Source organism: Bosea vestrisii (assembly GCF_030144325.1).
GTDB lineage: Bacteria > Pseudomonadota > Alphaproteobacteria > Rhizobiales > Beijerinckiaceae > Allobosea > Allobosea vestrisii_A.
Map to the genome: position 1 here is coordinate 4,810,329 of NZ_CP126307.1, position 17,610 is coordinate 4,827,938.

Below are 17,610 nucleotides of genomic sequence, written 5' to 3' on the forward strand. Positions count from 1 at the left end.
GAATCTCAGGACGAGAAGGCACTGGCTTGAGCCTCATCCGGCCTGAGATGCTCGGGTCAAGCCCGAGCATGACGTGCATTTCATCCATACATGCAGACAAAAAAGCCCCGGCCGAAGCCGGGGCGTGAGGTGTTTGTTACGTGGTGACAGGTACTACGTAGAAAACTAGAAACTTCAGTAGCCGGACCGGGCCCAGTATTGTGAGCCCGGACTGACCAGGACCTGGCGCTGGCGCGTCGCGTACTCGGCGGGCACCGTCTCGTGCACCACCCGCGTCGCGCTGACCATCACGCGCCGGCTGCGCTCGCCATAGACGGCAGGAACGACATCGTAATCGACCGAGGCCGGCGCCACTTCGACGGTACGCTGCTGATAGCCGTACTGCGCAGGGGCATACACCCAGCAGCCGGTGGTCTGGCCGTAAGCGTCGCGGCTGACTTCCCAGCGCTTGGTCGCCGGCGAGATCAGGACCTTCTCGGAGACGGTCTTGTACTGGGCCGGGATGTGGCGGGCGATGCGGCGCTCCGGCTGGACCACCACCTTCTCGGTGACGGTATCGTATTCGGCGGGGATGACCCTGGAATAGGTGCGCTCGGGACGCACGACATAGCTTTCGTCGACCGCGCCGTAGACCGGCGGCTTCGAGATCAGCTTGTAGCAGGAGCCGCCACCGCAGCTGCTGACGGGCGCGCTGTAGCAGGAAGAGCCGCCGCAGCCACCGGCCACAGCCGGGGCGGCAAGGCCGACGAGGGCCGTGGTGGCGAGCGCCGAAAGCGAAAGAAGCCTGAACGTCATAGCGGACTCAACCCTGCATTGCGCAGCGGTGCCGCTGCGTCGTTGGGGAGAGAAAGCCTGATGTGATCTATGAAGACAAGGTTAACTGCGAAACAAGGTAAAATTAACCAATCTGGCTCAGCTGCGGGCGGCCTGTCCCGCAGCTGGAACGCTTGGTGAAACCAGTATTTGGTGACGTCGAGACTGGCTGGAAGCGCAGCCGAGCGGCTCCGCCGAAGCTGACCTCACTCGATCGCGCCCCGCTTCATGCCGAAGCCTTCGATATAGCAGCCGCAGGACGAGTTCCTCGGCGCGGGCTCGGCCGCGCATGAGCCGCGCGAGGTCAGGCAGACATCGCCGAAGCGGCGGCTATGGGGCCGGTCATAGCCATAGCGCGGACCGTCATCGCGATAGCGCGGGCGATCATAGCCATAGGGTGGCGGCGGCCTGTCGTAATCATAGCGCGGCGCCGGCCGATAATAGGGGTCGTAATACTGGGCGTTCGCGCTCGACACGGACGAGATGGCCGTGCCGATGAGGGCCGCAATGGCAAGGGTCCGGATCATGCCTTTTCTCCTGGTCTCCCCACGGCCGTGGCCGGGTACGGATCGTTGGAGAGCAGGATAAGGGCCGCTCGATGAACAGGGTCTGAGCGTGGATCGTGGCGCCTTGATCGGTTGCGAAGCGAGGGGCGGCAAGGCAGTGCGAAGGGCAGGATCGGCCGGCGGGCCGCGTCAGATCAGCTGTCGGTCTTCATGCCGGCGGCCCAGTAGTCCTTGACCTGCTTGACCAGTGTCCCGGGCAACGGGACATAGCCGAGCGCTGTGGCGTCGGCCGCGCCGCTCTCGAAGGAGAGGCGGAAGAAGTCGAGCACGTCCTGGGTGCGGCGCGTGCGGGGCTTCGGCACCAGGGCGAAGGTGGTGGCGACGATCGGATAGGCGTCGGCACCGGGCGCGTCGGTCAGCATCAGCCCGAAATCCTTGGCCTGGGCCCATTCGGCGCTGGCCGCGGCAGCGGTGAAGCTCGCCGGGTCCGGCTTGACGAAAACGCCGGCCTTGTTCTGCACCTGAGCGTAGGCGAGGCCGGCGCGCACGACCTGCCCGAACTCGACATAGCCGATCGCGTTCTTCGTCCGCTTCACCGCGTCCGTCACACCCTGGCTGCGCTCGGCACCTTTTCCGACCGGCCAGGCGACTTGCGTATTGACGCCGATCTTCCCGCGCCATTCCGGGCTCGCCTTGGCGAGATAGTCGGTCCAGTTGAAGCTCGTGCCCGAGCCATCGGCACGATAGATCACGCTGATCGGGGCGTCGGGCAGCTTCAGCTCGGGATTGGCCGCCTTGATCGCCGGATCGGACCAGAGCTTGATCTTGCCGAGATAGATGTCGGCGAGCAGGGCGCCGGTGAACCTGATCTGGCCGGGGCCGACGCCGTCGAGGTTCACCACGGGGACGATGCCGCCCATGACGATCGGGAACTGGATCAGGGCCGAGCGCTGCAATTCCTCGGAGGAGAGCGGCCGGTCGGAGGTGCCGAAATCGGCGGCGCGCTGGGTGACGCGGACCTCGCCGCCGAGCGAGCCGATCGGCTCATAGTCGACGCCGATATCGAGCGGGGTCATCTCGGCGCCGTCCGACTTGGCGACGCGATAGCTCTGCGCCCATTTGCCGATGATCGGGAAGGCGAAGCTCGACCCGGCGCCGGTGATCGGCTCGGCGTAGGCAGGCGCCGCGGACGAGGCGAGAAGGGCGCCGGCGACAGCCAGCCTGGCCAGGAGCTTCATGCGTCTATCCACCCTGTCGGGCCCGCAAAGGGGCAAGATCAAACAGGGTTACGCTAGGGCGGCGCGGTGACGCTGCGATGACGGGACGGTCCGGGCAAACGAAGGCCCCGCCGGCGCGAGCCGACGGGGCCTTTTTTCAACGATCACGCCTGCCTTTCAGCCTGCGGTGACCGTGACTGGTCAGTGCCAGGTCTGGCGGCCGTACCAGGCGTCGACATCGGTGCGGACCTTGTCCTTCTCGATGCCGTAGCGCTCCTGGATCTTGCCCTCGAGCTGGTCGCGCTTGCCGGCGATGACGTCGAGATCGTCATCGGTCAGCTTGCCCCACTGCTCCTTGACCTTGCCCTTGAGCTGCTTCCAGTTTCCTTCGACGCGGTTCCAGTCCATCGGACATCCTCCTGTTCGTGAATGGGTGTGCTTAAGGAACGCGCGGGCGCCGGAATTGTTCGGTGGCATGCGGTCACAGTTTGCCCCACCTGCGCCCTCAGAGGGGCCTCGGACAGCCTCGGCGCCAGCACTCCGGATGATCGGCGGCGGTCGTCCGCCGTGGCAATCCTGGCGCAATCAACGATCTTTACAGTGCGCAGATGAACTGGGCGGAGATGCCTGCATCTGCACGCAGACGCGGCTGCATGGCTTCGCCTCGAGCTGACATGCGATCGGAGCTTTGGAATGCTTTACTGCGGCCGGCCGGAAAGAATAGCGATAGCCCTCCGTCAAAGCTGGCCGGGATTCCTCCCGGCTCATGCTTCCCCGATCGATGCGTCTGATCAGATGCCGGCCGGATTCTCCGTCAGCGCCCGGCCGAGGCGGCAGCGATTTGGCGGCCGGGTCCGGATGGCAGGTTTCGCCATCGTCTTCCCGATGTCGGCGGCGTCCGCTGCGGAGCTGGCCAGGCCTGCCGCTTCGGCCATCCCGGAGACCGCGGTGAAAAAGCGGCCAGACTGGACGGTCGAGCTCGGCGCATTCGGCTTGTTCTCGCCAAAGTTCTTCGGCGCCAAGGACTCCAAATTCTCCGCGCTTCCCTATGTCTCGATCAAATACAGGGACATCGCCTTTGCCTCCATCGACAAGGGCATCGGCGTAAACCTCTTCTCGGCAAACGGCTTCACGGCGGGAGCGTTCGTGAATCTTCGGCCAGGGCGCGAGGTCAAGGAAAGCAGGCGCTATCTGACCGGTCTTGGTGACATCGATCCCGCTCTCGCCGCCGGTGCTTTCGTCAAATACGACTATGGGCGGTTCTTCTCCACGCAGATCACGCTCAGCAAAGGCATCGTTTCGTTCGGCGACAGCAAGAACAAGATCAATGCCCTAGGATTTCTGGAGAAAACCGAAGGCAATCTCGGCACGCGCATCGACTGGAGCGCCGATGCCCGGCTGCCGCTCTTCGACAATCGGCTGCACCTGTCGGTCGGGCCGCGTGTCAGCTTCTTCGACAAGGAATACGCTGAAACCGCTTATGGGATCACGGCCAACCAGGCGCTGGCATCCGGCTACCGACCCTACAAGGCGAAAGCCGGCGTCGCCGAAGTCGGTGTCGGCGGCAGCGCCCGCTACCGCATCACCGACAATCTCTCCGCGATGGCGTTCGGCAGCTACACCAGGCTTGTCGGCGACGCCGCCAAGTCACCGCTGGTGACCGGGCCCGGCGGCTCGAAGGACCAGTTCAAGGCAGGCCTCGGGCTGACTTACCAATTCGGCCTTTAAAGCTGGGGGATTGGCCGCGACCAGCGGCGTCAGTGGCGCGCGGAGAGCGGGAGGCGGCGGCAACAGGCCGCCTTCAGGATAAAGGCCTGCCAAAAGGCAAAATCGACGGTCCGCTAAAATGCGAGTCAACGTCGTAGCGATCGGCACATCGCCTGTGACCTAAAGGGCGCCATCAACGCCCAGAACAGGCCATGACGTACTCATCGCAAGACATCACAAACGCCCTTCTCCGCATCAAGGAAGACGGGTTCGTCCTCGACAACGACGCCTTCGGCTATGCCGCGATCAGATGGGACGTGCGCAGGCTCAGGCGCGACCTGCGCGAGGCCGGCTATGCCGGCGCCGAGCTCGCCCAGGGCCGGATGACGAATGAGGGCGAGGAGATCTGCTGGCTCTATGATCCCGAGACTGTCGGGAAGGGCAAGGTCGACCGCCTCGCAGCAGCGCGGCACTCGGCGCTCTACGGCGAATAGCCGCCTGGAGTCGGCGTTTGCATGGGCCTCAGGGCAGCTTTGCCCTAGCCAGGCCCTGCCAACGCAATCAGCGACGACACCTCAAGATCGGCCGACGCTGGCGTAGGCCGGCGCCTATCGTCCCTGCTGCCACTGGCAGGGCGCAGCAACGTCCTGTTCGAGGGCGTCCGCTTGCCCCTCATACGCGCTTGCCATCGCCGTCAGGCGGGCCGCGGTCTCATCGTCACAGGCGGTAATGGCCCAACGGCGGCACTTCAACGCTTTCACACGCAGGGCCTGAGCCTGTCGAATTCTGTCGTGGTCCATAGCGGCGCTCCAGCACAAGCAGATCGTTGTGCTGCTTGGGGCGGTTAGGGCAGGAAACGCTTCGTCGAGCAACAGATCGCCGTCCTCGCCTAGCTCGGCGTCAGCCGTGCAGGTCTCGGGATCGAAGATCAGCGAAACGTCGATGAAGTCGGCGGCCATAGCGCGGGCAACGTCGCCCGCGCGCAAGCCGGGACACGCCCCGCGCGGGGCGTCAGGCCGGATTGGCCTTCACAAATGCAACCATGCGGATGACATAACTAGCCAGAATTAGGCTATTAATGCTGTGCTGAAACGAGCTGTAATCAATAATCCCGTGCACACATGCGTGCCGGTTCGGTACCCCACTTGCGAGGAAGCGATCATAGGCTTCCGGCGAACTCACCGGATCGAAAAAGTGGGCTTCCAGTTTTGAGTATAGCTTGAAGCTGTGAACTTTGGGCGCCGGGAGGTTTTCCAGACTCAGTTTGGAGCTGAGCAACCCGCGCAAGTGTCTAAGGTGTGTCTGGTTGCCCCATCGATTGCCCAGCAGTGCCACCCGAACTAGCGATTCGAGCGCGGGAAAAACGAGCCGCGTGCAAGCTCGGTAGTGTTGTGCACGATGCGCGCTGATCGCATCCTCCAAAGGATTTCTGGCGAGCGCAGGGACTTGTGCCGCGCTAAGAAGGGACAGCAAATCGTCCTCGATCGTCGCCGTCGCCTCCCGGTACCGAATATCGGCGAGAGCCGCGACGTCGCCGTTGGCTACGCTTTCAATGCCGGGCAAGCTCACCGCTGGATGCGGCAGCCATCCAGCTTGGTCGAGAGCTTCCACCGCGAAAAATGGGCCGGCCATTTCGAGGATCGCTTCGCCGTGCTCGTCGAGAAACCGCGTGAATCTCTCCCCGATGACTCGCAAAGCCAGGAAAAACTCTTCCAGCGGCGACAACTTTGACACTCGCCGGAACCTCCAATTGTGCCCGCATCCTCCAGATCAGCAGGCTGGGTCGCAGCAAGTATATCGAGATAAGGAATTACGCCATCCTGCTCGGCTCCGGATCTGGCCCGCGCCACTGGCGAGATCGATCGTCAGGGCTCGACTAACCTCAGCTTGCCAGCTTTGCACGACCGGGGCACGACTAAGGCACAAACTGCGGAGACGTCGCATGGATAGCTGGTGGGACCTAGGTGAATGGTCCGGCATGAGAGGCAACGAGCTGGCAACATACGATATCCCATGCGCGTTTTGCGACGCTCGCGGTAACTTCGCAGAGCATCATCACTCGGAACGCAAGAACGCTCGCGGCAAGACGCTAAACTACGACATTCTCAAATGCGAGAACTGCGGCAACCTCGTGATGGTGTTCTGGTCCGGCGGCAACGGCATTCACGGCCGAAAGTTGGTGCCCTGGCCTTTGAAGGTTGAACGAGCGCCAGAAAGCTGGCCAGCCGGAGTAGGCAACTTATGGCTGCAGGCTCGGCGCTCGCTCCAAAGCGAGAGTTGGGACGCGGCAGCTGTGATGGCCCGAAGCTCGCTTCAGGCGGCCTTAAGACACGTCAAGGCGGAGGGTACCTCTCTCTTCCAGGAAATCGAAAGCCTAGGTTCGAGAGGGCTGCTGCCACCAACCATGGTGGATTGGGCGCACGCTGTTCGGTTGTTCGGCAACGACTCGGCCCATCCCAAGGTTGACCAAAAGCCAGCGAGTAAGAAGGAGGTGACGGAAGCGGTCCGTTTCATAGAGTTCTTGTTCGAGTATCTGTTTGAGCTGCCCGCCCGTATCGAGAAGTTGCGTCCTAAGCCGCAGGCTCCGGATCAGGCCCAACCACCAGTATAATCAAATAGACGGCGCCACTGTCCTGCACCACAACCCTGTGGTTGGGCGCCTACGTCTGCCCAGGCCGCAGCTTGTAAAAAACATGCCGGCCGATCGTGTCCATTTTCTTCAGCTTCCGCGCCCAGTACGGCCGGACATAGTCGGCGTGATAATGCGTCGAGGCGCCGACTTCGGCCAGATAGGTCGTGCCGTCATAGACCTCGCGGGCGATGCGGGTGGCGTCGCGCCAGGGGCCGGGCTCGGTGATGCGCAGCGACTTGCCCTCGCAGGCGAAGGTGAACTGGCAGGCGAGGTGGCGGCTGGCGTTCTGGTAGACCACGCCGCAGACCGTGTTCGGGTAGAGCCCGCTCTTGGCCCGGTTGAGCACCACTTGCGCCACGGCGGCGCGGCCCTGCTCGCCCTCCGAGCGCGCCTCGAAATAAACCGCCTCGGCCAAGCAGCGCTGCTCCTTGGCCATGTTCTCGGGCGCGATCAGGCTGGTGTAGATTTGCTTCTCGGCGGGATCGACGGTGCGCAGATCAGTGGTCGTCCCGCGCTCCGACTTGGCGACGCGGCTGCGCGATTTCGGTTCGGCGGCGACGGGCGCCATCTGCATCGGCGTGGCCGAGGGGGCGGCCGCCATGCCATTGGCCGCCGGCGTACTGGACGATTGGCCGAGCGTCGCGGAGACGGTCGGCGTCGCGCCGTCGAGGTTTTCCGGGTTCAGTTCGCCATGGCGCGGCGAGCCGATGCTCTTGGGCACCGTCGTCGGCGAGGAATCGGACAGCGCCGGGTCGGTGACCCCTTCGTCACGCAGGAAGGGCTCGAAGCCCAGCGGCGGCTCCTCCGGGCTTTCCAGCGCGTCGAGCGAGAAGCCGGCCGAGATCAGTCCGGGCTGGGTGTCGCCGAACACGACGCTTTCGAGCTCGCCGGGCGGGCCATTGCGGGTCAGGGTCGGGCGAAGACCGATAAGCGGGTCGCCCTTGCTGCTGCGGTCGACCTGCGGGAAGGCGCTTGCGGTGCGCTTCATGTCCTCGCGCGGCCGGCGCGGATCGACCGCGAAGACAGTCTCGGGCTGCTCGAAGGAGTGGCGCGCTGGCTGGATCAGGCGGGAATAGGCGCGCTGCGGCAGATGGAAGGCGCTGGCGGCGACGAGCAAAGACGGGCCCTCGGCGAGATCGGAGAGCGGGCCGGGCGCTGTCCGCGCGATCAGCGAGCCCGGCGGGCCGGAGGCGTCGGGATTTTGCCCGGCCGAAGCGGTGAACGAGACCAGCATGCCGGCCGAGAGCGCCCAGGGCGCCACCGTCGCCAGTGCCCAGCGCAGGCGCTGCCAGCCCATTCGCTTCGATCGCCGACGCAGACGCAACTGACCAGAGCCCTCATAGCCGCAAGACAGGAAAAGCCAGTCGCGAAGCGCGATGATGCAAATTCGCGACAGTTGGATAATCCCTTGTCAGGGTTGAAGCGGGGTTAACGCGGCGGCGCCCGCCACGGCGGATCTCCGCCAAAAGACGGCTTTCGCGATCGGCGGAGTTTCCCTTATGCTGCGCCGCAACAAAGGGAGAGAGACATGACCGCCACCGCCCTCAAGGCCGATTCCGAAGCCAATGCCGTTGCGCTGATCGCCGCCGCCTTGCCCGGTTTCGAGGCTTTGCTGGAAGAGGCGGTCGCCGCCGTCAGGCAGAAGGTACTGGTCGAGGGCCGCATCTCCTCGGCCAAGCTGGAGCAGGAGCAGCACGCCGCTCACGGCCTCTCCTGGCTCGCCACCTATGTGATGGCGCTGCGCGAGCTGAAAGCCTATGGCGAGCGGCTCCAGGCCGAGGATCGCTACGGCGCGATCGAGGACTACGCCATCCGGATCGGCGCCGGCGAATACGCCGCGCAGATCTTCGGCGGCATCCCGATGAGCCAGGGCGAGATCGTCCGGCTACCGTCGCTCGGCCTGACGGCCAAGGCGGTCGCCGCTGCCTGCTCGGATGCGGCCGAGGCGCTGATTGCCGAGGGCAACACGCCGGAGAACCGCGCCCGCTTCGTCGCCTTGTTCAGCCAGAGCCAGGGGCTCGCCAGCGTCGGCGATCCCGGTCTCGACGAGACGCTGGAAGCGATCCGCTCGGAGATGCGCCGCTTCTGCGAGCAGCAGGTCACGCCGCATGCGCATGCATGGCACCTTGAGAACGAATACATCCCGATGCCGGTGGTCGAGCAGATGGCCGAGCTCGGCGTCTTCGGCCTGACCATCCCCGAGGAGTTCGGCGGCATGGGCCTGTCGAAGGTCTCGATGTGCGTCGTCTCCGAGGAGCTCTCGCGCGGCTATATTGGCGTCGGCTCGCTCGGCACCCGCTCCGAGATCGCCGCCGAATTGATCCTGAACGGTGGCACCGACGAGCAGAAGGCCTATTGGCTGCCGAAGATCGCCTCGGGTGAGATCCTGCCGACAGCCGTCTTCACCGAGCCCAACACCGGCTCCGACCTCGCCTCGCTGCGCACCAAGGCGGTCAAGGACGGTGATGTCTGGAAGGTCCATGGCAATAAGACCTGGATCACCCATCCGGTCCGCGCCGACATCATGACGCTGCTGGTCCGCACCGACCCCGATGCGCCGGGCTATCGCGGCCTCTCCATGCTGATCGCCGAGAAGCCGCGCGGCACGGACGCCGATCCCTTCCCGGTGGAGGGCCTGACCGGCGGCGAGATCGAGGTGCTCGGCTATCGCGGCATGAAGGAATACGAGCTCGCCTTCGACGGTTTCGAGGTCAAGGGCGAGAACCTGCTCGGCGGCGTCGAGGGCCAGGGCTTCAAGCAGTTGATGCAGACATTCGAGGCCGCCCGCATCCAGACTGCGGCGCGCGCGCTCGGCGTCGCGCAATGCGCCTTCGACCTCGGCCTGCGCTATGCCCAGGAACGCATCCAGTTCGGCAAGCCGCTGATCGCCTTCCCGCGCGTCGCCGACAAGCTCGCCATGATGGCGGCCGAGCTCGTCATCGCCCGCCAGCTCACCTATTTCGCCGCCCGCGAGAAGGATGCCGGCCGGCGCTGCGATCTCGAAGCCGGCATGGCCAAGCTGCTCGGCGCCCGCGTCGCCTGGGCGGCGGCCGACAACGCGCTGCAGATCCATGGCGGCAATGGCTTTGCGCTGGAATACCCGGTCAGCCGCGTGCTCTGCGACGCCCGCATCCTCAACATCTTCGAGGGCGCGGCAGAAATCCAGGCGCAGGTGATCGCGCGGAGACTGGTCGAGGGGTGAGAGGCGGGGTTTAGAGGCTCGCCGCCGCCCGCGCCGCCTGGTCGTACTGGCCGGAGAGCGAGCGCATCGCCGCGGCGATCTCCGACAGGCGCGCCGGATCGACGCCGGTCGCCAGCACTGACTTCACCAGTAATTGCTCGCGGATCTGGGCGTAACGCTTGCAGGCGTCCTCGCCGGCCGGGGTGATGGCAACGGTCTTCTCCTTGCCCTTGCGCCCGCTCTTCAGGAGCTTCAGGCGCTCGAGCTTCTTCAGCGAATAGTTCACCAGATGCGTGTCCTCGATGTTGAGGACGAGGCAGATATCGGCGAGGCGCTTGGCCTTGCCGCGATGGTTGACGTTGTGCAGGACGAGCACGTCCATCGGCGTCAGCTCCGGCACGCCGGCTGCCGTCATGGCGCGCAGCATCCAGCGATGGAAGGCGTTGACGGTCATCGTCAGCGCGAACTCGAACTCCGACAGCGCCGGCATCGCGCCCGAAGCGAGATGGCCGGAGGAGACGATCGGGCCGAGGTCGTCGGATGGTTGCATGCTGTCTCTTGCCGAAAGGGGCGCGGGAGCCCTCTCCCGGAACGGGGGAGGGTTGGGAGGGGGCAGAGCTGACGCTGGTTGAATGTAGCGCCGGCCCCCTCTCCATCTCTCCCCCGTTTCGGGGGAGAGGGCCTGTCGTGGTTCCCGCTTTGCGGCGGGAATTGCCTCACATCTTCTTGTAGGCGTCGACGATGGCTTGGCCGTCGGCGCCGGCCTTCTTCAGCCAGTCGGCGGTCAGCGTCTCGCCGGCCTTCTTGAAGCCATCCTTGAGGGCGGGCGACGGCGCATTGACCTTCATGCCCTTGGCCTTGAGCTGGTCGAGATACCAGTTGGTCTTCTCTTCCCAGAGCTTCCAGCCGCGGGCTTCGGCATCGGCCGAGGCCTTGAGGATCGCGTCCTGTGTCGGCTTGTCAAGCGCGGCGAAGGCCGCCTTGTTGACGAAGGTCGCGTTCTTCGGAATCCAGGCCTGAACATCGTAGAAATGCGTCAGCGTCTCCCAGGCCTTCGAGTCATAGCCGGTGCCGCCGGACGACATGAAGGAGTTGACCACGCCGGTCGCCAGCGCCTGGGGCAGTTCGGCTGCCTGGATCGTAACCGACTGCATGCCGAGGATTTCGCCGAGGCGGGTCGTGCCGACATTATAGGCCCGCCATTTCAGGCCCTTCATGTCGTCGATCGTGTTGATCTCCTTCTTGGTGTAGACGCCCTGCGGCGCCCACGGGACCATGAACAGGAGCTTGATGCCCTGGCTGTCGAGCTTCTTCTCGACCGCCGCCTTCGAGGCCGCATAGAGCTTCTTCGACTCGACGAAGGACGTCGCGAGGAACGGCACGACGTCGATGCCGAAGACCGGGTCCTCGTTCTCGTGCACAGACATCAGCACCTCGCCCATCTGGGCCTGGCCGGTCTGGACGGCGCGCTTGATTTCCGGCGCCTTGAACAACGAGGCGTTGGCGTGGACCGTGATCGAGAGCTTGCCTGCTGTTGCCGCCTCGACGTCCTTGGCGAAGGTGGCGAGGTTCTCGCTGTGCGGATTGTCCGCCGGGTAGGCCGCCGGCAGGTTCCACTTCGCCTGGGCGAATGCCGCCGGGGCGGCGAGTGAAAGGCTCGCGGCGGCGACGCCGGCGACGAGCATAGCCTTGATGAAATCGCTGCGCTTCATGGTGTTCTCCGTTCCCTCTTGGCGATTATGTATCATTGCGGAAAGGCGAGCTGGGGCAAGACCATCACGATCTGCGGGAAGATCGTGATGATCGCGACCGCAGCGACGAGCAGGAAGAAGAATGGCAGCGCCGCGAGCGCGACCGTGTTCGAATCCTTGCCCGACATGGTCTGCAGCACGAACAGGTTGAAGCCGACCGGCGGCGAGACCTCCGCCATCTCGACGATCAGCACCAGGAAGATGCCGAACCAGACGAGGTCGAAGCCGGCGGTCTTGATCATCGGGATGACGATCGCGGTGGTCAGCACGATCATCGAGATGCCGTCGAGCGCGGTGCCGAGCACGATGTACATCACGGTGAGCGCGGCGATCAGCGCGTAGGGCGAGAGGTGCAGCGAGTCGACCCAGGCGGCGAGGGCGGCCGGGATGCCGGTATAGGCCATCGACGTCGACATGAAGGAGGCGCCGGCCAGGATCAGCATGATCATGCAGGTGATCCGGGTCGTGCCCATCACGCTCTGCCAAAAGGCGTCCTTGGTCAGCGAGCCCGACCACCAGGCGATGCCGAAGGAGCCGAGCACGCCCCAGGCCGCGCATTCCGTCGCCGTCGCCCAGCCGAGCAGCAGCGACAGGAAGACCAGGGCGATCAGCAGCATGCAGGGGATGAGGTTGGCCGATTCCCTGAGCTTCTCGCGCAGCGCCATCTTCGGGTTCGGCCGGCGGCGCCTTGTCCGGGTTCATCAAGTGCCAGACGATGATGTAGCCGGAATAAAGCGCCATCACGAGCAGGCCGGGCAGGAAGCCGGCGAGGAAGATCTGGATGATCGAGACATTCGCCGCCACCGCATAGACCACCATGGTGATCGAGGGTGGGATCAGGATGCCGAGCGTGCCGGCGCCGGCGAGCGAGCCGAGCGCGAGCTTCTCGTCATAGCCGCGGCGCTTCAGCTCCGGCAGCGCGATCTTGGCGACGGTGGCGCAGGTCGCGGCCGAGGAGCCGGAGACCGAGCCGAAGATGCCGCAAGCCAGCACGTTGACGTGCATCAGCCGGCCAGGCAGCCAGTTCAGCCACGGCGCGAGCCCGCGGAACATCTCTTCCGACAGCTTCGTTCGATAGAGGATTTCGCCCATCCAGATGAAGAGCGGTAGGGCGGCCAGCGTCCAGGAGGCGCTGTTGCCCCAGATCGTCGTCGCGAGCACCGAGCCGGCCGGGATGCCGCCGGCGACGAACTGCATCGCGACCCAGCCGCAAGCCATCAGCGAAATGGCGATCCAGACGCCGCCGGCGAGCAGGACGATCAGCAGGACGAGCAGCAGCGCGGAGATTTCGATCATCGCCATCGGTCAGACTCCGCTCGCCATGGCGCGCTCGACGATCTCCTCGTCGGATTGCGGCGGCGGCTTCTCGTAGCGCGGCGGCTGGCCGCGCAGCACGACATGGACGAACTCGTCGAACATGGCGATGAACAGGATGACGAGGCCGCCGGAATAGCCCAGCTGGGGGATCCACATCGGCATGGCGATGACGCCGCCGGCGACGTCGTTGAACTCGTAGGACTGCCAGGTCATCACCACGGCGTGCCAGGCGAAGAAGCCGGCGAAGCCGAGGCCGAGGACGAGGGAGAAGACTTCGAAGAACCAGCGCTTGCGGCCCTGGAAATGATCGATCAGCAGGCCGACCCGGATCATCTCGCCGGACTTGAAGGTGTGGGCGAGGCCGAGGAAGGCCATCGCCGCCATGGACCAGGAGGCGAAATCGTCGCCGGCGGGGATGTTGAAGCCCACCTCGCGGCCGATCGACAGGCCCATCATCAGGACCAGGATCACGATTAGGAAGAGGCCGGCGGCATAGCCGGCGAAGAGATAGAGCGCGTCGAGGAAGCGGCGGATCATGCGTGCGCCTCCGGACGGCGTGCCGCCGCATCGGCCGATTGCGCCATGCGCAAAGCAGCGGTTGCCAGGACCGGTCCCGTCATGAAAGCCTCCCCTCAGATCGGTCCGGCCCCTCAGCCATGTCCCGATCGCAGAGCCGATCCTAATCGGCGAAATGAGCTTGTCAACGTTTCATCGACGATTTATCGATGAAACGTCGGTGAGCATGTTCCGCAAAAGTGGGCACCACTTTTGCGATGAGAACATGCTCGGCTTTTTATCTGGCGCGAATTCTTTCCGTTCAGCCGGAACCGGCTGAACGGAAAGCGCGCCGAGCCGCTATGGCCAATAATCGGGGGATCAGATGACCGCGAGCCGTTGGGATTTCTGGATCGACCGTGGCGGCACCTTCACCGACGTGATCGGCCGCGATCCTGCAGGCAAGTTGCATGCCCGCAAGCTGCTCTCCGAGAATCCCGGCGCCTATCGCGACGCCGCCGTCCAGGGCATCCGCGATCATCTCGGCTTGAACCAGGGCGAGCCGATCCCGGCGGGCACGGTCGGCGAGGTCCGCATGGGCACGACGGTTGCGACCAACGCGCTGCTCGAACGCAAGGGCGACCGCACCCTGCTCGTCACCACCAAGGGCTTCCGCGACGCACTGCGCATCGGCTACCAGGCCCGGCCCGATATCTTCGCCAAGGAGATCATCAAGCCCGAGCAGCTCTATGACGCTGTCGTCGAGGTCGAGGAGCGCGTGCTCGCCGACGGCTCGGTCGAGAAGGCTGCTGACGAAACCGCGATCCGCGCTGCCTTGCAGGCGCAGTTCGATGCCGGCTTTCGCGCCGTCGCCATCGCCTTCATGCACGGCTATCGCTACCCGGCGCATGAAGAGCTCGCCGCCAAGGTCGCCCGCGAGATCGGCTTCCCCCAGGTCTCGGTCAGCCATGAGGTCTCGCCGCTGATCAAGCTGGTCGGACGCGGCGATACCGCAGTCGTCGACGCCTATCTCTCGCCGATCCTCGCCCGCTATGTCGCGCAGGTCTCGGAAGAACTCGACATCGCCCGCACCGGCGCGCGGCTGATGTTCATGATGTCCTCGGGCGGCCTCACCGCAGCCGAGCTGTTCCAGGGCAAGGACGCGATCCTGTCCGGCCCGGCCGGCGGCGTCGTTGGCTTCGCCGAGACCGGTCGCTCGGCCGGCTTCGACAGGGTCATCGGTTTCGACATGGGCGGCACCTCGACCGACGTCGCCCATTTCGACGGCGAATATGAGCGCGCCTTCGAGACCGAGGTGGCCGGCGTGCGCATGCGCGCCCCGATGATGCTGATCCACACGGTTGCTGCAGGTGGAGGATCCATTTTGCATTATGACGGCTCGCGCTTTCGCGTTGGCCCCGATTCCGCCGGCGCCAATCCCGGCCCGGCCGCCTATCGCCGCGGCGGGCCGCTCGCCGTGACCGACGCCAATGTCATGGTCGGCAAGCTGATCCCGTCCTATTTCCCGGCGATCTTCGGCCCCGGCCAGGACAAGCCGCTCGATGTCGCGGCGGTGCGCGGAAAATTCGCGACGCTCGCGGCGCAGGTCGGTGATGGCCGCTCGCCGGAGGAGGTCGCCGACGGCTTCGTCCAGATCGCGGTCGCGAACATGGCCGAGGCGATCAAGAAGATCTCGGTGCAGCGGGGCTACGACATCACCCGCTATGCGCTGAACTCCTTCGGCGGCGCCGGCGGCCAGCATGCCTGCCTCGTCGCCGATGCGCTCGGCATCAAGACCGTGTTGCTGCATCCGTTCTCCGGCCTGCTCTCCGCCTATGGCATGGGCCTCGCCGAGATCCGTGCCACCCGTACCGCAGCGCTCGATGTGCCGCTGGATGCCGAGGCCAAGGCGGCGATCGGAGTGGTCGCCGACAGGCTGGGCGCCGAGGCGAAGGGTGAGGTGGCAGGGCAGGGCGTGCCGGATGGCGACATCGCCATCCATGTCCGCGCCCATATCCGCTATGCCGGCACCGACACCGCGATCGCGACGCCGTTCGGCAGCCGCGCCGAGATGCAGGACGCCTTCCAGGCCGCGCACAAGGCCCGCTTCGGCTTCATGGACGAGACCAAGGCGCTGGTCGTCGAGGCGGTCGAGGTCGAGGCCGTCGGTGGCGGCGCCCGCTTTGAGGAGGCCGCCACGGCCGAGAGCGCTGGCGAGCCCGGAATCGCCGAGCGCACCCGCTTCTTCTCGAAGGGGCAATGGCACGAGGCGGCGATCGTCCGGCGCGAGGCTATGGCCCGGGGCCAGGGCATTGCCGGCCCGGCCATCGTGATCGAGCCGAACCAGACCGTCGTGGTCGAGGATGGCTGGACCGCCAAGCTCACCGCCAAGGACCATCTCGTCCTGACCCGCAGCAAGGCGCTGGTCCAGAATGCTGCGATCGGCACCAAAGCCGACCCGGTCATGCTCGAGATCTTCAACAACCTGTTCATGTCGATCGCCGAGCAGATGGGCGTGACGCTGCAGAACACCGCCTATTCGGTGAACATCAAGGAGCGGCTCGACTTCTCCTGCGCAGTCTTTGCCTCGGACGCTTCTCTGGTGGCAAACGCACCGCATATGCCGGTGCATCTCGGCTCGATGGACAAGTCGGTCGAGACCGTCATCAAGAACAACCCGGTGATCAAGCCCGGCGACGTCTACTGCCTGAACGCGCCCTATAATGGCGGCACGCACCTGCCCGACATCACGGTCTGCACGCCGGTCTTCGACAATGAGGACAGGGAGATCCTGTTCTGGGTGGCGAGCCGTGGCCACCATGCCGATGTCGGCGGCACTGCGCCGGGCTCGATGTCGCCGCTCGCGACGAATATCGAGGAGGAAGGCGTCTATATCGACAATTTCAAGATCGTCGATCAGGGCCGCTTCTGCGAGGAGGATCTGGTCAAGCTCCTGACCGGCGCGCGCTATCCGGTCCGGAACGTCGTCCAAAACGTCAACGACCTGAAGGCCCAGATCGCCGCCAACGAAAAGGGCGTGGCGGAGCTGAAGAAGATGATCCGCTCCTTCGGCCTCGACGTCGTCCAGGCCTATATGGGCCACGTCCAGGACAATGCGGCCGAAAGCGTCGCGCGCCTGCTGACGAAGCTGCACGACGCCGAATTCACCTATCCGATGGACCAGGGCTGCGCGATCAAGGTGAAGATCACCATCGATCGCGACAAGCGCGAGGCCACCGTCGACTTCACCGGCACCTCGCCGCAGCGGCCGGACAATTTCAACGCCCCGGCGCCCGTCACCCGCGCCGCCGTGCTCTATGTCTTCCGCGTCATGGTCGACGATGCGATCCCGATGAACGCTGGCTGCCTGCGGCCGATCAAGGTGATCGTGCCGGAAGGCTCGATGCTGGCGCCGCGCTATCCGGCCGCCGTCGTCGCCGGCAATGTCGAGGTCAGCCAGGCCGTGACCAACACGCTGTTCGGCGCGCTCGAGGCGATGTCGTCCTCGCAGGGCACGATGAACAACCTGACCTTCGGCAACGACCAGTACCAGTATTACGAGACGATCTGCTCGGGCTCGCCGGCGGGGCCTGGCTTCAACGGCACCTCGGGCGTCCATGTCCACATGACCAATTCGCGCCTGACCGATCCGGAGATCCTGGAGACGCGCTTCCCGGTCGTGCTGGAGGATTTCCACATCCGCCCCGGTTCGGGCGGCAAGGGCGAATGGAACGCCGGCGACGGCACCAGCCGCACCATCCGTTTCCTCAAGACGATGGACTGCGCGATCCTGGCGTCGCATCGCAAGGTCAGGCCCTTCGGCATGAAGGGCGGCGAGCCGGGAGAGCTCGGCAGGACGCTGGTCCGGCGCCTTTCCGGCGCGGTCGAGGAGCTCAAGCCCTCCGATCAGACGCTGCTGCAGGCCGGCGAGGCGGTCACCGTGATCACGCCGACGGCGGGGGGCTATGGAAAGCGCAAGGGTTGAGGCTTA

16 protein-coding genes and 1 pseudogene are annotated in these 17,610 nt (G+C 65.1%); 6 read left to right on the forward strand and 11 right to left on the reverse strand.

Annotated features, from left to right (window positions below):
• Nucleotides 1–174 precede the first annotated feature (174 nt).
• The 4 genes from QO058_RS23635 to QO058_RS23650 all read right to left on the reverse strand — a co-directional run bounded on the left by QO058_RS23635 (nt 175) and on the right by QO058_RS23650 (nt 2,944).
• On the reverse strand, nt 175–795 hold the full coding sequence (locus tag QO058_RS23635; RefSeq protein WP_284168653.1) for a hypothetical protein: 621 nt from the start codon (nt 793–795) through the stop codon (nt 175–177).
• Nucleotides 796–1,019: 224 nt separating this feature from the next.
• Nucleotides 1,020–1,340 carry a hypothetical protein gene (locus QO058_RS23640; protein WP_284168654.1) on the reverse strand — a complete coding sequence of 107 codons (321 nt, stop codon included), beginning with the start codon at nt 1,338–1,340 and terminating at the stop codon, nt 1,020–1,022.
• Between the two features lie 173 nt (nt 1,341–1,513).
• Nucleotides 1,514–2,557 carry a phosphate ABC transporter substrate-binding protein PstS gene (pstS, locus tag QO058_RS23645; protein WP_284168655.1) on the reverse strand — a complete coding sequence of 348 codons (1,044 nt, stop codon included), beginning with the start codon at nt 2,555–2,557 and terminating at the stop codon, nt 1,514–1,516.
• A gap of 180 nt (nt 2,558–2,737) precedes the next feature.
• Nucleotides 2,738–2,944, reverse strand: coding sequence for a CsbD family protein (locus QO058_RS23650; RefSeq protein ID WP_284168656.1), 207 nt, complete (start codon nt 2,942–2,944; stop codon nt 2,738–2,740).
• A 285-nt stretch (nt 2,945–3,229) separates the two neighbouring features.
• Here QO058_RS23650 and QO058_RS23655 point away from each other — a divergent pair, with 285 nt between their 5' ends.
• Nucleotides 3,230–4,264: a MipA/OmpV family protein gene (locus QO058_RS23655; protein WP_284168657.1), complete on the forward strand. Its 1,035-nt coding sequence runs from the start codon at nt 3,230–3,232 to the stop codon at nt 4,262–4,264.
• Nucleotides 4,265–4,455: 191 nt separating this feature from the next.
• Entirely contained in the window at nt 4,456–4,737 is a 282-nt protein-coding gene (locus QO058_RS23660) for a hypothetical protein (RefSeq protein ID WP_284168659.1), read from the forward strand.
• Between the two features lie 114 nt (nt 4,738–4,851).
• Here QO058_RS23660 and QO058_RS23665 read toward each other — a convergent pair whose 3' ends face one another.
• Nucleotides 4,852–5,202, reverse strand: a complete 351-nt coding sequence (locus tag QO058_RS23665; RefSeq protein ID WP_284168660.1) for a hypothetical protein — start codon at nt 5,200–5,202, stop codon at nt 4,852–4,854.
• Between the two features lie 52 nt (nt 5,203–5,254).
• On the reverse strand, nt 5,255–5,968 hold the full coding sequence (locus QO058_RS23670; RefSeq protein WP_284168661.1) for a hypothetical protein: 714 nt from the start codon (nt 5,966–5,968) through the stop codon (nt 5,255–5,257).
• 217 nt (nt 5,969–6,185) lie between these two features.
• Between QO058_RS23670 and QO058_RS23675 the strand changes: the two genes are divergently transcribed.
• Nucleotides 6,186–6,854 (forward strand): DUF4145 domain-containing protein, encoded by a 669-nt coding sequence (locus QO058_RS23675; RefSeq protein ID WP_284168662.1) that lies wholly within the window; start codon nt 6,186–6,188, stop codon nt 6,852–6,854.
• A 49-nt stretch (nt 6,855–6,903) separates the two neighbouring features.
• Here QO058_RS23675 and QO058_RS23680 read toward each other — a convergent pair whose 3' ends face one another.
• Entirely contained in the window at nt 6,904–8,172 is a 1,269-nt protein-coding gene (locus QO058_RS23680; RefSeq protein ID WP_284168663.1) for a cell wall hydrolase, read from the reverse strand.
• Between the two features lie 231 nt (nt 8,173–8,403).
• On the opposite strand from QO058_RS23680, the gene QO058_RS23685 reads away from it, so the two are divergent.
• A complete protein-coding gene (locus QO058_RS23685; protein WP_284168664.1) occupies nt 8,404–10,077 on the forward strand; it encodes an acyl-CoA dehydrogenase family protein in 1,674 nt (557 codons plus the stop codon).
• 10 nt (nt 10,078–10,087) lie between these two features.
• On the opposite strand, the gene QO058_RS23690 is transcribed toward QO058_RS23685, so the two are convergent.
• From QO058_RS23690 to QO058_RS31520, 3 genes and pseudogenes are all read right to left on the reverse strand, one after another.
• Nucleotides 10,088–10,606 (reverse strand): winged helix DNA-binding protein, encoded by a 519-nt coding sequence (locus QO058_RS23690; RefSeq protein WP_284168665.1) that lies wholly within the window; start codon nt 10,604–10,606, stop codon nt 10,088–10,090.
• A gap of 166 nt (nt 10,607–10,772) precedes the next feature.
• Nucleotides 10,773–11,768 (reverse strand): TRAP transporter substrate-binding protein, encoded by a 996-nt coding sequence (locus QO058_RS23695; protein WP_432211974.1) that lies wholly within the window; start codon nt 11,766–11,768, stop codon nt 10,773–10,775.
• A gap of 32 nt (nt 11,769–11,800) precedes the next feature.
• Nucleotides 11,801–13,040: pseudogene (locus tag QO058_RS31520) on the reverse strand (TRAP transporter large permease).
• Between QO058_RS31520 and QO058_RS23705 the strand changes: the two are divergent.
• Nucleotides 12,943–13,179 carry a hypothetical protein gene (locus QO058_RS23705; RefSeq protein ID WP_284173091.1) on the forward strand — a complete coding sequence of 79 codons (237 nt, stop codon included), beginning with the start codon at nt 12,943–12,945 and terminating at the stop codon, nt 13,177–13,179. The pseudogene QO058_RS31520 and the gene QO058_RS23705 overlap by 98 nt on opposite strands.
• On the opposite strand, the gene QO058_RS23710 is transcribed toward QO058_RS23705, so the two are convergent.
• Nucleotides 13,113–13,661 (reverse strand): TRAP transporter small permease, encoded by a 549-nt coding sequence (locus QO058_RS23710; protein ID WP_284168666.1) that lies wholly within the window; start codon nt 13,659–13,661, stop codon nt 13,113–13,115. The two genes, QO058_RS23705 and QO058_RS23710, sit on opposite strands and share 67 nt — an antisense overlap.
• Before the next feature lie 343 nt (nt 13,662–14,004).
• Here QO058_RS23710 and QO058_RS23715 point away from each other — a divergent pair, with 343 nt between their 5' ends.
• Nucleotides 14,005–17,604 carry a hydantoinase B/oxoprolinase family protein gene (locus QO058_RS23715; RefSeq protein WP_284168667.1) on the forward strand — a complete coding sequence of 1,200 codons (3,600 nt, stop codon included), beginning with the start codon at nt 14,005–14,007 and terminating at the stop codon, nt 17,602–17,604.
• Nucleotides 17,605–17,610: the final 6 nt, after the last annotated feature.

What these genes read in the sequence shown, in the direction of transcription:
- QO058_RS23710 (WP_284168666.1), bottom strand. Translation starts at nt 13,661, where the DNA reads ATGATCCGCCGCTTCCTCGACGCGCTCTATCTCTTCGCCGGCTATGCC.
- QO058_RS23680 (WP_284168663.1), bottom strand. Translation starts at nt 8,172, where the DNA reads ATGGGCTGGCAGCGCCTGCGCTGGGCACTGGCGACGGTGGCGCCCTGG.
- QO058_RS23635 (WP_284168653.1), bottom strand. Translation starts at nt 795, where the DNA reads ATGACGTTCAGGCTTCTTTCGCTTTCGGCGCTCGCCACCACGGCCCTC.
- QO058_RS23685 (WP_284168664.1), top strand. Translation starts at nt 8,404, where the DNA reads ATGACCGCCACCGCCCTCAAGGCCGATTCCGAAGCCAATGCCGTTGCG.
- QO058_RS23660 (WP_284168659.1), top strand. Translation starts at nt 4,456, where the DNA reads ATGACGTACTCATCGCAAGACATCACAAACGCCCTTCTCCGCATCAAG.
- QO058_RS23695 (WP_432211974.1), bottom strand. Translation starts at nt 11,768, where the DNA reads ATGAAGCGCAGCGATTTCATCAAGGCTATGCTCGTCGCCGGCGTCGCC.
- QO058_RS23655 (WP_284168657.1), top strand. Translation starts at nt 3,230, where the DNA reads ATGCTTTACTGCGGCCGGCCGGAAAGAATAGCGATAGCCCTCCGTCAA.
- QO058_RS23690 (WP_284168665.1), bottom strand. Translation starts at nt 10,606, where the DNA reads ATGCAACCATCCGACGACCTCGGCCCGATCGTCTCCTCCGGCCATCTC.
- QO058_RS23650 (WP_284168656.1), bottom strand. Translation starts at nt 2,944, where the DNA reads ATGGACTGGAACCGCGTCGAAGGAAACTGGAAGCAGCTCAAGGGCAAG.
- QO058_RS23665 (WP_284168660.1), bottom strand. Translation starts at nt 5,202, where the DNA reads ATGGCCGCCGACTTCATCGACGTTTCGCTGATCTTCGATCCCGAGACC.
- QO058_RS23640 (WP_284168654.1), bottom strand. Translation starts at nt 1,340, where the DNA reads ATGATCCGGACCCTTGCCATTGCGGCCCTCATCGGCACGGCCATCTCG.
- pstS (WP_284168655.1), bottom strand. Translation starts at nt 2,557, where the DNA reads ATGAAGCTCCTGGCCAGGCTGGCTGTCGCCGGCGCCCTTCTCGCCTCG.
- QO058_RS23675 (WP_284168662.1), top strand. Translation starts at nt 6,186, where the DNA reads ATGGATAGCTGGTGGGACCTAGGTGAATGGTCCGGCATGAGAGGCAAC.
- QO058_RS23715 (WP_284168667.1), top strand. Translation starts at nt 14,005, where the DNA reads ATGACCGCGAGCCGTTGGGATTTCTGGATCGACCGTGGCGGCACCTTC.